Annotated in this window: 16 protein-coding genes; 5 read left to right on the top strand and 11 right to left on the bottom strand. The window is 64.3% G+C overall.

The features are described 5' to 3' along the window. Positions 1-9: 9 nt before the first annotated feature. A complete protein-coding gene (locus tag EN874_RS16905) occupies positions 10-687 on the bottom strand; it encodes a TetR/AcrR family transcriptional regulator (protein WP_126088571.1) in 678 nt (225 codons plus the stop codon). 127 nt (positions 688-814) lie between these two features. On the opposite strand from EN874_RS16905, the gene EN874_RS16900 reads away from it, so the two are divergent. Then, entirely contained in the window at positions 815-1,246 is a 432-nt protein-coding gene (locus EN874_RS16900; RefSeq protein WP_168247515.1) for a DUF1772 domain-containing protein, read from the top strand. Positions 1,247-1,268: 22 nt separating this feature from the next. Here EN874_RS16900 and EN874_RS16895 read toward each other — a convergent pair whose 3' ends face one another. Continuing rightward, positions 1,269-1,724, bottom strand: a complete 456-nt coding sequence (locus EN874_RS16895; protein WP_127425748.1) for a helix-turn-helix domain-containing protein — start codon at positions 1,722-1,724, stop codon at positions 1,269-1,271. Between the two features lie 96 nt (positions 1,725-1,820). On the opposite strand from EN874_RS16895, the gene EN874_RS16890 reads away from it, so the two are divergent. Further along, positions 1,821-2,126: a Rieske (2Fe-2S) protein gene (locus tag EN874_RS16890; RefSeq protein ID WP_127425747.1), complete on the top strand. Its 306-nt coding sequence runs from the start codon at positions 1,821-1,823 to the stop codon at positions 2,124-2,126. A gap of 1 nt (position 2,127) precedes the next feature. Then, positions 2,128-2,847: a glutathione S-transferase family protein gene (locus EN874_RS16885; RefSeq protein ID WP_168247508.1), complete on the top strand. Its 720-nt coding sequence runs from the start codon at positions 2,128-2,130 to the stop codon at positions 2,845-2,847. A gap of 82 nt (positions 2,848-2,929) precedes the next feature. On the opposite strand, the gene EN874_RS16880 is transcribed toward EN874_RS16885, so the two are convergent. Beyond that, a complete protein-coding gene (locus EN874_RS16880) occupies positions 2,930-3,340 on the bottom strand; it encodes a helix-turn-helix domain-containing protein (protein WP_126088566.1) in 411 nt (136 codons plus the stop codon). 169 nt (positions 3,341-3,509) lie between these two features. Here EN874_RS16880 and EN874_RS16875 point away from each other — a divergent pair, with 169 nt between their 5' ends. Then, positions 3,510-4,403 (top strand): SDR family oxidoreductase, encoded by an 894-nt coding sequence (locus EN874_RS16875; RefSeq protein WP_127425745.1) that lies wholly within the window; start codon positions 3,510-3,512, stop codon positions 4,401-4,403. Between the two features lie 35 nt (positions 4,404-4,438). On the opposite strand, the gene EN874_RS16870 is transcribed toward EN874_RS16875, so the two are convergent. The 4 genes from EN874_RS16870 to EN874_RS16855 form a co-directional block, all read right to left on the bottom strand. Beyond that, positions 4,439-5,479: an aldehyde reductase gene (locus tag EN874_RS16870; protein WP_127425744.1), complete on the bottom strand. Its 1,041-nt coding sequence runs from the start codon at positions 5,477-5,479 to the stop codon at positions 4,439-4,441. Positions 5,480-5,515: 36 nt separating this feature from the next. Next, positions 5,516-7,432 (bottom strand): potassium transporter Kup, encoded by a 1,917-nt coding sequence (locus EN874_RS16865; RefSeq protein WP_127425743.1) that lies wholly within the window; start codon positions 7,430-7,432, stop codon positions 5,516-5,518. 148 nt (positions 7,433-7,580) lie between these two features. After that, positions 7,581-9,494 carry a potassium transporter Kup gene (locus EN874_RS16860; protein WP_128261471.1) on the bottom strand — a complete coding sequence of 638 codons (1,914 nt, stop codon included), beginning with the start codon at positions 9,492-9,494 and terminating at the stop codon, positions 7,581-7,583. Between the two features lie 85 nt (positions 9,495-9,579). Next, positions 9,580-10,320 (bottom strand): pyridoxine 5'-phosphate synthase, encoded by a 741-nt coding sequence (locus tag EN874_RS16855; RefSeq protein WP_127425742.1) that lies wholly within the window; start codon positions 10,318-10,320, stop codon positions 9,580-9,582. Between the two features lie 90 nt (positions 10,321-10,410). On the opposite strand from EN874_RS16855, the gene EN874_RS16850 reads away from it, so the two are divergent. Next, complete coding sequence (locus tag EN874_RS16850) at positions 10,411-10,872, top strand: STAS/SEC14 domain-containing protein (RefSeq protein ID WP_348631731.1); 462 nt, start codon at positions 10,411-10,413, stop codon at positions 10,870-10,872. Here the strand turns inward: EN874_RS16850 and EN874_RS16845 are convergent. The 4 genes from EN874_RS16845 to nthA all read right to left on the bottom strand — a co-directional run bounded on the left by EN874_RS16845 (position 10,835) and on the right by nthA (position 13,695). Further along, positions 10,835-11,962 carry an ATP-dependent RecD-like DNA helicase gene (locus EN874_RS16845; RefSeq protein WP_127425741.1) on the bottom strand — a complete coding sequence of 376 codons (1,128 nt, stop codon included), beginning with the start codon at positions 11,960-11,962 and terminating at the stop codon, positions 10,835-10,837. The genes EN874_RS16850 and EN874_RS16845 overlap by 38 nt on opposite strands. A 134-nt stretch (positions 11,963-12,096) precedes the next feature. After that, on the bottom strand, positions 12,097-12,447 hold the full coding sequence (locus EN874_RS16840) for a nitrile hydratase accessory protein (protein WP_127425740.1): 351 nt from the start codon (positions 12,445-12,447) through the stop codon (positions 12,097-12,099). Beyond that, a complete protein-coding gene (nthB, locus tag EN874_RS16835; RefSeq protein ID WP_127425739.1) occupies positions 12,434-13,093 on the bottom strand; it encodes a nitrile hydratase subunit beta in 660 nt (219 codons plus the stop codon). The genes EN874_RS16840 and nthB overlap by 14 nt, the downstream gene beginning before the upstream one ends. Next, positions 13,090-13,695: a nitrile hydratase subunit alpha gene (gene nthA, locus EN874_RS16830; RefSeq protein ID WP_127425738.1), complete on the bottom strand. Its 606-nt coding sequence runs from the start codon at positions 13,693-13,695 to the stop codon at positions 13,090-13,092. Before nthA ends, nthB begins: the two co-directional genes overlap by 4 nt. Between the last annotated feature and the right edge of the window lie 60 nt (positions 13,696-13,755).

The following is a 13,755-nucleotide window of genomic DNA, read 5'->3' as shown; positions in this document are numbered from 1 at the left end:
GATCTGAAATCATCCGGCTCCAGGGCCTTGCGGCCGGTTGTTTGCTCCCTGGGCCTTCGGCCCGTAGAGAGCGAGAAACTGCTGCGTCGCGCGGGCGGCATCGCCGCCGATCGTCGCCTCGGTCAATTGCAGCCGGTCGCCGAGCAGAAGCCGAATCTGCACGTCGCGGCCGACCAGTCCGAAAAAGGTCCTGAACGCCGTCTCGGCTTCCTCGAAGTCGAGCAGCCCGGCCTCGCGTCCCGCCTCCAGCACCGGCTTCAGGCGTCTGGCGAGCGCGAAGCGCCCATTCTGCAGCACGATGGCGCCAAGGTCATCCTTGCCGGACCCGGCATGCCCGACCGCCACTCGATTCAGCGCGACGGACGTGTCGCTGGAGATCACCCGCAGCCAGTCGGACGCGAACCGTTCGAGGCTTGCCGTCAACGAGGCAAGGTCGAGACCCTTGCGGTCGACCGGCGCAACACGCACCTTGGAAGCCTGCCACTGCACCGTTGCGGTGAGCAGCCCGTCGCGGTCGCCGAACCACTTGTAGAGCGTTTCCTTGGAGCAGCTCGCCCGCCGCGCCACCGCTGTCATGGTGAGGTTGTCGCCCTCCTCGACCAGCAGGCGAAGTGCGGCGTCCAGGACGGCCTGCTGCCGTTCGGTCAGCGCTTCGCTGCTGTCGATGTCTGGCACGCTGTGCAACACACTTCCCTCGGAATGCTCACCATGGCGGCGAGAGTACCGTACGTTACGGTTCGGCCTCTATGCCGTATTGCCCGCAGCCATGCAAGCGCTATTTTCGTCGATGGCTTCTCTTGCCAGAGGACGGATGCTGGCCGGTTTGCTTGCCCTGGGTGTGGCGGCCGCCTTCACGGGCGCCGCAGTTTATGTCAGCGTCGCGGAGCAGCCGGCGCGGCTTGGCCTTGACGACAAGACACTGCTGCGGGAATGGCAGCCTTCCTACAAGCGCGGCGCCGCCATGCAGGCCTCCATTGCCATAGTCGCCTGCGTTCTCGGGCTGATTGCCTGGTGGCAAACCGACGTAGCCAGCTTTCTGGCCGGCACGGTGGCGATCATCCTGCCCTGGCCATGGACGTTGCTGGCGATGATGCCGACCAATCGCTTGCTGGAGGCGATGGAGGTTGAGGTCGACAATCCGCAGGCAAGATCAATGATCGTCAAATGGGGCAAAATGCATCTGGTCCGTATCGCGTTCGGCGCGCTGGCGACGATTGCTTTTCTTTGGGCACTGCATCTGCCCTGAAAGTCCGGCCGGTCGGCGCATTTCACTCCATGATCGGCGGGTCGCGCAGCCGCCCGAGCAAACCGGAAAGCAGCCCCAGATCCTTGACAGAAAGCTTGTCGCCCATCAGCTCGGATATGGCCTTTCCGTAGACAGCCCAGATGCGCCGGCGCGTCTCCCGCCCCGCGGCCGTGATGCGCACGGTCTGGCCACGGCCATCGTCCGAGACGGGCAGCTTTTCCACCAGGCCGTCCGCTTCCAGCCGGGCCAGCAGCCGCGAGACGTTGTACTGCGCCAGCAGCACGCGATCGATGAGCTCGAAGGGGCGCAAGCCGCCCTCGCCCGCCTCGGCTAGCTCGTGCAGCAGGTCGTACCAGGCGAGCGGCGGCAGAGCGCCGGCCTTCAGGGCGTCCTCGGTCTTTTCGACCAGTTGGCGCGACACGCGCATCAGGCGGCCCCAGGTTTTGACGGCCTCGGGCGAAGGGGACTTTTTTGTCATGGCGGGATTCTATTCGATAGATGCAATTGCATCAAGCTTGACGGTCGATGCAGATGCATCCATATAGATGCAATTGCATCGACAAGGAGAATTCCGATGAAACATGAAATCTGCAAGGTGGCCGACGTCCCGCGGACCGGCAGCCTGCTCGTGCCTTTCTTCGGCCGCGAGGTCCATGTCTGGCGCAGCGGCGAGCGCATCCGCGCCGCGGTCAATGCCTGCCTGCATTTCGGTGGACCGCTCGATTGCAAGGACGGCGCCTTGGTCTGCCAATGGCACGGCGCCAAGTTCGACATGGAAAGCGGCGAGCGGATCGAAGGCCCGGCACCGAAGGGCTCGCGCCTGATGTTCCTGTCGTCCCGTGTCGAGGACGGCGCCCTGAACTATGTCTGGGGAGAGTGAGATGACGGCCGCACACACCCTCGTCAGCCATCATCTTTGCCCCTACGTCCAGCGCGCGGCGATCGCGCTTGCCGAGAAAGGCGTGCCGTTCGAGAGGGTCAACGTCGACCTCGCCAACAAGCCTGACTGGTTCAGGGCCGTCTCGCCGCTCGGCAAGGTCCCCTTGCTGCGCGTCCGACAAGGCGGCCAGGAGGAATTCATCTTCGAATCGGCCGTCATCCTCGAATTCCTGGAGGAGACAGAGACCACTCCGTTGCACCCGGCCGATCCGCTCATGCGGGCCAGGCACCGCGCCTGGATCGAATTCGGCTCGGCCATCCTCATTGCGCTAGGCCGCTTCTATTCCGCTCCCGATGAGGCCGCGTTCTTGAAGGAAAGCAGCGGCTTGTCGGAAATGTTTGGGCGTGTGGAGGCCGAGCTGTCGGCAAGGCAGAGCGGTCCGTGGTTCGCCGGCGACCGCTTCTCATTGGTCGATGCCGTCTACGGGCCGATCTTCCGATATTTCGACACGTTCGACAGCATCGGTGATTTCGGCATCCTGGACGGAAAGCCTCTCGTCCAGGCCTGGCGCAACACGTTGAGCAAGCGGCAATCGGTCAAGGAGGCGGTCGGCGCCGACTATCCGCGGCGGCTGCACGCCTTCCTGCGGGCGAAGGCATCCTATCTTTCCGAGATCATCCGGCTGCAGGCCATTGTAGCCCCGCAGGCCCGATCCGCCTGAACGGCTCGATCATCGTGCCAGTGACCATGGTGGCGAGGAATTGCGGTCCAGGCGCAATTCTTGCCGCTATCACCACCAGACCTCAGGCCTGCGCGGCATCGAAGGCGGCGCGTGCCTCACGAACGGCATCATGGTTGAGTTCGGCCCATTGGATGAGCATCTGCAACGGCGCGAACATCGAGCGGCCGAGATCGGTGAGGCTGTACTCGACGCTCGGCGGCTTGGTCGGAAAGACTTCGCGATGCACATAGCCGTCGCGCTGCAGGTCGTAGAGCGTCTGCGTCAGCATGCGCTGCGAGATATCGGGCACAAGGCGGCGCAGCTCCCCGAACCGGTAAGGCTTCTCGGCCAAGGCCATGACCAGCAGCGAACTCCATTTGCCGCTGATGCCCTGGATCACGTCGCGAACCGGGCAATCGGCGAAATTGCCGCCCCCGGTCATGGCCTTGTAGACCTCGAGCTTCGATTTCAGATTGAAGATCTTGCTGTCCATCGCGACGTCCGTTGGTCGAAGCGGCGACCGGCCGGGTGGTTCCCCCGCTGTGCCTACCTCCCGAAAAACTGCCTTCTTTACGGCTTCCGGTCAATTCCTATTTTAGCGCTGGTCTCTTTTTGAGACTTATAACCGCACCCGCCCACCGGCCAATTTTCAGGGAACTTCCATGACCGAAACCCTCCTCGTCACCGGCGCTTCCGGCCACCTCGGCCGCGCCGTCGTCAACCACTTGCTCGACGCACAGAAGATCGCGCCGACCAGCATTGTCGCCACCACGCGCAATCCCGAAAATCTCGCCGATCTGGCGGCTTTGGGCGTCACCGTCAGGGCGGCCGATTTCGACGACCAGGCCTCGCTGGAAAAGGCGTTCAAGGGCGCCGACCGGGTGCTGATCATCTCGACCGGGGAACTCGACCTGAAGAGCGACCGGCGCCTCAAGCAGCATCAGGCGGCGGTGGCCGCCGCCAAGGCGGTCGGCGTCTCGCATCTGCTCTATACCTCGATGCCGAATCCGGAGCCCGGCTCGCCGGTGCTGTTTGCCGGCGACCATTACGGCACGGAAGAGGCGATCAAGGCGAGCGGCATTCCCTACACCATCTTCCGCAACGGCTGGTACCAGGAGAACCTGTTCATGGCGCTGCCGCACGCGATTGCATCGGGCAAGTGGTACACGTCGGCCGCCGATGGGCGCATCGCGCACGGCGCGCGCGACGACATGGCCGCCGCGATCGCCGCGAGCCTCGCTTCCCGCTCGACGGAGAGCGGCATCTACACGCTGACCGGTCCGCATGCCTACACGACGGACGAAATCGCCGCCCTGGTAACCGAAGTCACCGGCAAGCCGCTGGAGGTCATCCAATTGCCTGACCAGGCTCTGACGGAGGGCGTCAAGGCAGCCGGTCTTCCCGAGGATTTTGCTCGCATCGTCGTCTCCTTCGACGTCAACACGCGCTCCGGCCGTATCGGCATGGTGACCGACGCGATCGAGACGTTGTCGGGTCGCAAGCCGCGGACGCTGAAGCAGTTCCTCGAAGCGAACAAAGCCGCTCTGCTCGGCTGAAACCGACGCGCCCGGCGGCTGTTCCACCGGGCGCGCTATTTCGACTTTTTGAGCAATCCGAGCCGCATCAGGCTTTCGCCGGTCGCAGCAAGCGCCTCCTCGCGCGGTCGCGGCGCCCAGCCGAGCATGCGCATGGCCTTGGCGCCGGTTGCGTTCCGGGCCTTGCCCAGTTCCGTCACGATCTGCGCCGCTTGCCCGTCAAACAGCCCGACGATCCGGACAAGCCAGTCCGGCAGCACGCGCGTCGTGATGCGCGACGCCCTATCGCCCAGCCGGGCTTTCAGCGCCTGCGCGATTTCCAGGATGGTCATGAAATCGCCGCTGACGGCAAGGAACCGCTCGCCCTTGGCGGCCGGATTGGCCATGGCGCGCAGATGCAGGTCCGCCACGTCGCGCGCGTCGACCACGCCGAACACCATGCGCGGCAGCCCCGGCATCTCGCCGTCCATCAGGCGCCTGATGAAGTCCGTCGAGGTCGAATGATCCGGGCCCAGGACCGGCCCAAAGATCCCGACCGGATTGACGACTGCCAGTTCCAAGGCTCCGCCTTCGCGGCCGACGAAGTCCCACGCGGCCCGCTCGGCCAGCGTCTTCGACTTCACATAGGCGCTCACGTTTTTCGACAGGTTGCTCCAGTTCTCTTCGGTGAACGGACGGCCCGGAACGGGCGTCTGGCCATAGCCAATGGCGGCGAAGGACGAGGTCAGCACGACCCGTTCGACGCCCGCATCGCGTGCGGCCCGCAGCACGCGCAGTGCCCCCTCGCGCGCAGGAACGATCAGCTCGTCTTCGTGTTTCGGCACGCCGGGCGGGAACGGCGAAGCGACATGAAGGACGTAGCGGCATCCGGCGACTGCTTCCCGCCAGCCGGCATCGGCCATGAGATCGGCATGGGCGAAGGAGAGCGCATCGCCCGGCCCGGCGCCGCCGACCTTCAGCATGGCCAGAACATCGGCTTCGCGCTTGGCCGAACGTACGGTCGTGCGTACGCGGCAGCCCGCCTTCAGAAGCGCGAGGATGCAGTGAGCGCCGAGGAAGCCGGACCCGCCGGTGACGAGCACCAATTCGCCGCTCATGCCCGCCTCCCGCTTCCCTCTACATAATGCAGCTGGTCAGATGGCGACCTGCGTGCCGATCTCGACGACGCGCCCCGTGGGGATCTGGAAATACTCTGTCGCATCCGCCGCCGTTTTCGCAAGCCCGATGAACAGCCGGTCCTGCCAGACCGGCATGCCGGAATTGGGTGAGGCCTTCAGCGAGCGCCGCGACAGGAAGAAGGACGTCGTCATGATGTCGAACTTCCAGCCCTGCTTGCGGCAGATCGCCAGCGCGCGCGGGATGTTCGGCTGCTCCATGTAGCCGAAGGTCAGCGTCACTCGCATAAACAGCTCGTTGACAGTCTCCATCTTCACCCTCTCGCTGTCCGGCACCACCGGCTGCGGCGCCGTCACCACCGACAGGATGACGTTCTGTTCGTGCAGCACCTTGTAGTGCTTCAGGCTGTGCATCAGCGCGGTCGGGGCGCTCAGCGGATCGCTGGTCAGGAACACGGCGGTGCCCGACACCAGCTGTGGTTTCTTCTTGAGAAGGTTTGCCGCCAGGAAGTCGAGCGGGATCTCGTTGCGGCGGGTCTTGTCGAAGAGGTAACGGCTGCCTCGCACCCAGGTCCACATGCCGAGGATGATGGCGAAAGCCACCGCCAGAGAAGACCAGCCGCCCTCGAAGACCTTGACGATATTGGAGGCGAAGAAACCGATATCGATGAGCGCGAATGCCGCCGTCAGCGCGACGGCCGGCCAGATGTTCCACTTCCAGATGCGCGTCATGACGACGAAAAGCAGCGTCGTCGTCACCAGCATGTTGCCCGTGACCGAGATGCCGTAGGCCGAGGCCAGTCTGCTCGAAGCGCCGAAGCCGACCACCAGCAGCATCACCACAAGCGCCAGCAGCATGTTCACGCGCGGCATGTAGACCTGGCCGGACTGTTTTTCCGACGTGTGCAGGATCTCGAGCCGCGGCAGCATGTTGAGCTGCACCGCCTGCCGGGTCAGCGAATAGGCGCCGGAGATCACTGCCTGGCTGGCGATGACCGTCGCCGCTGTCGCCAGCACCACCATGGGGATGAGAGCCCAGCCCTCGTTCATCTCGAAGAACGGATGACCGACCGTGCCACCCTGGGCGAGCACGTAGGCTCCCTGTCCGGCGTAGTTCAGCAACAGACAGGGGAAGACAATCGCCAGCCACGCCAGCACGATCGGCTTGCGGCCGAAATGGCCAAGGTCGGCATAGAGCGCCTCGGCGCCTGTAACCGCCAGGAACACCGCGCCGATAGTGACGAAGGAAACGTCGGGCGAATTGATCAGGAACGCGACGATGTAATGCGGGCTGATCGCCCACAGGATCTCGGGGTCGTCGATGATGTGATTAAGGCCGGAAAGGCCGATGGCCAGGAACCATATCGCGGTGACCGGACCGAATACGAGGCCGACGCCACCCGTGCCGAACCGCTGCACGGCAAACAGGATGGCGAGGACGAGCAAGGTCAGCGGCACCACGTAAGGCTGGAAGGCCGGCGTCACGACATTCATGCCTTCGACCGCCGACAACACCGAGATGGCGGGTGTGATCACCGCGTCGCCGAAGAACAGCGATGCTCCGACGATGCCGATGCCGAGAATGATCGCCGACCGAGTCGAAAAACTGCTGCGCGCCAGCGCCATGAGCGACAGCACGCCGCCCTCGCCGCGATTGTCGGCGCGCAGCACGAACATGATGTATTTTATGGTGACCGTGATGGTGAGCGACCAGATGATCAGCGACAGCACGCCGAGAATATCGGCGCGGTTGGCGACGTCGCCACCGGACGAAGCGTGCAAAGCCTCGCGGAACGCGTAGATCGGGCTGGTTCCGATATCGCCATAGACCACGCCCAGCGCGCCCAGCATCAGCACCTTGGTGCTGTGCTGCTCAATTTCCGGAACCCCGTTTTGGTCTACGGGTTCTGCCTCAGCACCGTTCGCAAGGGCCATGGACGACACTCCGATAAAACGCGCGGTGCTCTACGCTTGCTGCAGTGCAATATCAAGTGCCCTGGCGTTAGGGCTCCCATGCCGCCGGCGCAGAGCTCCCCCTGCGCCGATCCATTGAATCTATCGCGGAAGGCATCGCCTGGAAGGGTCAGATCGCAACCTGCGTGCCGATTTCGACCACGCGCCCCGTGGGGATCTGGAAGTACTCCGTCGCATCCGCCGCGGTGCGCGCGAGGCCGATGAACAGCCGGTCCTGCCAGACCGGCATGCCTGAATTGGGAGAGGCCTTCAGCGAGCGCCGCGACAGGAAGAAGGACGTCGTCATGATGTCGAACTTCCAGCCCTGCTTGCGGCAGATCGCCAAAGCGCGCGGGATGTTCGGCTGCTCCATGTAACCGAAGGTCAGCGACACGCGCATGAACAGCTCGTTGACCGTCTCCAGCTTCACGCGCTCGCTGTCGGGCACCACCGGCTGCGGCGCCGTCACCACCGACAGGATGACGTTCTTTTCGTGCAGCACCTTGTAGTGCTTGAGACTGTGCATCAGTGCCGTCGGCGCGCTCAGCGGATCGCTGGTCAGGAACACCGCGGTGCCGGATACCAGCTGCGGTTTCTTTTTCAGCAAATTGCCCGCCAGGAAGTCGAGTGGGATCTCGTTGCGGCGGGTCTTGTCGAAGAGATAACGGCTGCCGCGGATCCAGGTCCACATGATCAGCCCCATGATGGAGGCCACCGTGATCGACACCCAGCCGCCTTCGACGATCTTGACGACATTGGCCGAGAAGAAGCCGAGGTCGATGACGCCGAAGAGCAGCACCAGCGCCAATGCGAGAGCCAGCTGCCATTTCCAGAGCCAGCGCATCACCACGAACAGGAGGATCGTCGTCATCAGCATCTCGCCGGTCACCGAGATGCCGTAGGCCGAGGCCAGCGCGCTCGAGCTGCCGAAGCCGACGACCAGAAGCATCACGCCGAGCGCGACCAGGAGATTGACCCTCGGCATGTAGATCTGGCCGCTCTGCATTTCGGAGGTGTGCTGAACCTCGATGCGCGGCAGGAGGTTGAGCTGCACCGCCTGCCTCGTCAGCGAGAAGGCGCCGGAGATGACCGCCTGGCTGGCGATGACCGTCGCGGCCGTTGCCAGTGCGACCATCGGCATCAGCGCCCATTCGGGCAGCATCTGGAAGAATGGATTCGTCGGCTTGCCGCCATGGGAGAGGACGAAGGCACCCTGCCCGAAATAGTTCAGCAGCAGGCAAGGGAAAACCACCGAGAACCATGCCAGCACGATCGGCTTGCGGCCGAAATGACCAAGGTCGACATAGAGCGCCTCGGCGCCGGTGACCGCCAGGAACACCGCGCCGACGGTGACGAAGGCGCCCGTCGGCGTCGTGGCCAGATAGGAGACCGCGTAATAGGGGTTGATCGCCAGCAGCACGGACCAGTCGTCGACGATATGATAGAGGCCGGCAGCGCCGATCGCCACGAACCATGTCGCCGTGATGGGTCCGAACACTGCCGCCACCTTGCCCGTGCCGAAACGCTGCACGGCGAAAAGCACCGCCAGGATCGCCAGCGTGATCGGAACGACATAGGCATCGAGCGCCGGCGTGACGACTTCCAGGCCTTCAACGGCCGAAAGCACCGAGATTGCCGGCGTGATGATCGAATCGCCGAAGAATAGGGCCGCGCCGCAAAGGCCGATCACCAGGATGAGGCGGGAACCCTGCGGATAGGCGCTGCGCGCCAGCGACATCAGCGACAGCGTGCCGCCCTCGCCCTTGTTGTCGGCTCTCAGCACGAAGGCGACATATTTGATCGTGACGATGATGGTGAGCGCCCAGACGATCAGCGACAGCACGCCAAGCAGATCGTGGCGGGCAACCGAGCTCGACGAAGCGTGCAGCGCCTCACGGAAGGCATAGATCGGGCTCGTGCCGATATCGCCGTAGACGACGCCGAGCGCGCCAAGCATGAGCACCTTGGTGCTGTGCTGCCGCTCGGCTTCGGCATGGCCCGAACGTTCGAGGGATTCTGTTTCGCCGGCGTTGGCTAGCACCATGAACCCCACTTCATCAGACTCGCCACGCTCCGAGACTGCCGCAATGCGCGGGACTCACCGAATAGCCGGAGCTACGCAAGGCGCCCTACCATCCACAGGCCTTCAAGAACCGCCCCACCGTGCCGGCCATGCCATACTCCAGCGCATCGGCTGTCAACCCATGTCCGATCGACACTTCGGCCAATGCCGGGATGCGCTTGGCCAAGGCCGGCAGGTTGGCCACGGTCAAATCGTGGCCGGCATTGACCTGGAGTCCCGCCGCGAGTGCCGCATCCGCGGTTTTTCCCAGCCTTTCCAATTCCTTGGCCGCCTTGGCGGAATCGGAATGGTAACCGCCATAGGGCCCGGTATAGAGTTCGATCCGGTCGGCGCCGGTATCGCGCGCGGCATTCACGCCGGCCGGATCGGCGTCGGAAAACAGCGACACCCGAAAACCGCCCTTCTTCAGCCGCTTGACGATCGGTGTCAGGAACGCCGTCTGCGCGGCGAAGTTCCAGCCGTGATCCGATGTCGCCTGCGCCGGGTCGTCGGGCACCAACGTCACCTGCTCCGGCTGGTTCTTCTCGACCAGCGCCAGGAAATCCTCGGTCGGATAGCCTTCGATGTTGAATTCCGCCTTGGGAAACTCGTCGTCGATCAGCGCCCTGATCTCCGGCAGGTCGGAATGCCTGGTATGCCGCTCATCGGGACGCGGATGCACCGTCAGCCCATGCGCGCCGGCGGCAAGCGCGATGCGGCCGAGCCCGGTGACGCTCGGCCACGGCAGGTCGCGGCGGTTGCGCAGCATGGCGACTGCGTTGAGATTGACCGAAAGCTTTGCAGGCATGAATTGGCATCCAGCTTGGTTTTGGCGGGCATGTATAGCGCCTTTGCAGGGAACAGATAGAGGGTTTCCGGTGTTCCAGAGGACTAGGTGATGGCCAACCGCAAGGATTTGCCAGTGAAATTCCTGGAAGCCGTGCCGGCGATACGCCGCCTCGACACTAACCGCGACGCGCTTTTTGCCATCGACGTTGTCGGTGGCGTATCGCCGGCGGATGCGGAAAATCTGTTCGGCCTGCTGGAAGCCGCCTATGCGCTGCACCCGAGGATCGACGTGCTGGTGAGATTGACTGACGAGGAGAGCGTCGATTGGGCCAACATTTCGGAAGATACGATCCGACAAGGCGTGGCCGACGCGCTGGAGCATGTTGTCCGTTGCGCGGCTATCGGGGAACCGCGCTGGGCATCCCTGGTCGGAGAACTCTTTCCGAAGACTTTGCCGTTCGAGTTCAAGCATTTCGACAGTGACGACGAAGCCGCTGCCTGGCAGTGGCTCGGCGCCAGGCCGGTGGGCGAAACTAGCGCACGACCGTCAGCCGCTCGGCGGCGCGGGTGATTGCCGTGTAGAGCCAGCGCTGCCTGGTCTCCTTGAAGGCCCAACTCTCGTCGAACAGCACGACGTCGTTCCACTGCGAGCCCTGCGCCTTGTGCACGGTCAGCGCGTAGCCATAGTCGAAATCGTCGAACCGCTTCTTCTGCTGCCAGGGGATCTCGGCGTCCGGATCCTCGAAGGCTGCCTTGAGCAGCTTGATCTTGGCGACGCCGCGGTCGGGATCGTCCTCCTCCGGCGAGACCAGCAGGTTGATGCCGGGCTTCACCGTCTCGCGCGACGAGGTCATCACCTTCCACAGCGAGCCGTTGAGCAGGCCCTTGGCCGGATCGTTGCGCAGGCACACCAGCTTGTCGCCGGCCTGTGGATAGTCGGCATTGAAACCCTTCAGTTCGCGCAGCCGCTGGTTATAGCGGCGCCGCGTGCGGTTGGTGCCGACCAGCACCTGGTCCGCCTTCAGCACGAGCTCCTGATTGACGCTTTCCCTGTCGATCACCTGCGCCGCGCCGTAGTCGCCATGCATGAACTCCCGCCCCTCGCGCACGTCGAGCGCCAGCCGGATGATGGGATTGTCGCGCGCCTGCCTGTGGATTTCCGTCAGCAGCACGTCCGGCTCGTGTTCCGTGAAGAAGCCGCCGCCGGAGATCGGCGGCAGCTGGGCGGGATCGCCAAGCACCAGGATCGGCGTCCCGAAACTCATCAGGTCGCGCCCGAGCTGCTCGTCGACCATCGAGCATTCGTCGATGACGACCAGCTTGGCGCGCGCGATCGGGCTTTGCCGGTTGAGCGAGAAGGTCGGCGAGATCGAGGTCTTGCCGGTCACCTCGTCCGAGACCGACTCCTCGCCCTTCGGCCTGTAGATCAGCGAATGGATGGTGCGGGCATTGACCGCGCCTTTGGAGCGCAGCACCTGCGCGGCCTTGCCGGTGAAGGCGGCGAACTGCACCTGCCCGGCGACATGCTCGGCGAAGTAGCGCGCCAGCGTCGTCTTGCCGGTGCCGGCATAGCCGAACAGCCGGAAGATCTGCGGCCGGCCATCCTTCAGCCAGCGCCCGACCGCCTTCAAAGCCTCATCCTGTTGCGGAGAGAATTCCATCAACGCGACAGACCGGATTCGCGAGCGAAATACAAGATTGGCCGTCCATCACCGGCGTCGCCGGCGGCGATCTCATTTGCTACCTGCCTGGCACGCTATCAGGCGCCAACAAGAACGTAAAGGGAACAGAACTGCTATGTGCCAGGTCCGGGATCGTTCTCCAGCAGGATCGGCTTGCCGTGCGGGGTCGCATGCGCAGCACGTTCCCAGGCGGCTGCGAGTTCATCGACATCGCCCTTGCGGGCGACACCCTTCCTGGACAAAAGCTTCTCCAGCGCCGCCAGCCAACGCTCATAGTAATCGTGCCCGTCCGCTGCGGCGCCCGGCTTCTTGACCTCGGCGGATAAAGCTTCCGCCCACTCGCTCCACGAAAACAATCCCTTGCCGTGTAGCGCCACCGTCATGGCGAAGGCTTCGGCCTGCCATGGTTCGGCGAAGACCGGCTCGTCGAAACCCACCGGCAGTACGCCTTCATGCCGGCTCAAGATAGCTCTCCCAGGCATCGATCGAGACGCTGAGCGTCGGATCGGCACCCTCGCCCCACATCTCCGTCCCGTCGAAAACCACGGTATAGACCCATTGCGGGTTCTCGCCCTTGCCATGCGCGTTGCTGTCGGGAAAGACAAACCCGTCACGCACAGCCTCGATCGTCCCGTTCCTGCCACGCGCGTAGCGCGGCAGGCGTGTGTGGCCGGTCGGATTGAAAGTCTTCGTCCGTACCCGGTCGCCCGCCCGGAAGCGCGCCGGCGTGGCGACTGGCCGGTCGCACGGCCCGCCCTTGGCGAGCACCGCCGGCACGTCCGCCGCCTTCAGCACGCGCTTGGGCGTTGCGGCCGGATCGACCGCCTTGCCGGCCGAAAGGTCGCGCTCGGTGACGAAGCCGTGGCGCTTGAGCAGTGTCTCCAGCGCCTTGATCCAGATCTGGTAGTAGCTCGATGAATAGTAATCGGCCGGATGCAGCGATTCCCGCGCATGCCGGCTTTCATCGATGTTCCAGGCGCCCATTGAACCGGCGGTCAGCGTCACGCCCAATGCCCGTTTTTCCCATCCGGAATGGAAATAGGGCTCGTCCCTTTCGGGCGCGATCGGCCCGAAACCCATCTGCCCGCCGAGATCCTGCGGCCCGTTCATGCCGGCTCCTTGGCCAGCGCCGTGCCGATCATCGCGTCGCGGCTGACCAGCCCCGCAAGCTGTTCCTCGCTCCAGCCGTCGGTGCCCTCAGGTCGCATCGGCACCACCAGATAGCGAAGCTCGGCCGTTGAATCCCAAACGCGGATCTTCTTGGTCCTCGGCAGCGTCAGCCCGAATTCTTCCAGCACGCCGCGCGGATCGATCACCGCCCTCGAGCGGTAAGGCGGCGCCTTGTACCAGACCGGCGGCAGGCCGAGCACCGACCATGGATAGCAGGAGCAGAGCGTGCAGACGACGAGGTTGTGCGTCTCCTCGGTGTTGAACACGGCCTGCATGTGCTCGCCCTGGCGGCCGGTGTAGCTGAGCGAGGCGATCGCCGCCGTCGCGTCGCGCTTTAGCCAGTCGGCATAGGGCGGGTCGCTCCAGGCCTTGGCCACCACCTGGGCGCCGTTGCGCGGGCCGATCTTCGTCTCGTAGGTGTCGACGATGACATCGATGGCCGCCGGATCGATCAGCCCTTTTTCGGCAAGGATCGTCTCCAGCGCGCGCACGCGGGCGGCGAACGGATCGAGCTCGTTGTCGTGGTCATGATCGTGGGACATGACGCCAGACTAGGATCGCCGCTGCGTTGCCGCAAGCACCACGCCTTGGGCCAGGATCGT

Source organism: Mesorhizobium sp. M1D.F.Ca.ET.231.01.1.1, from assembly GCF_003999155.2.
Classification (GTDB): domain Bacteria; phylum Pseudomonadota; class Alphaproteobacteria; order Rhizobiales; family Rhizobiaceae; genus Mesorhizobium.
Note: the sequence above shows the minus strand (reverse complement) of the source record. Positions and strands in the feature narration are given on the sequence as shown.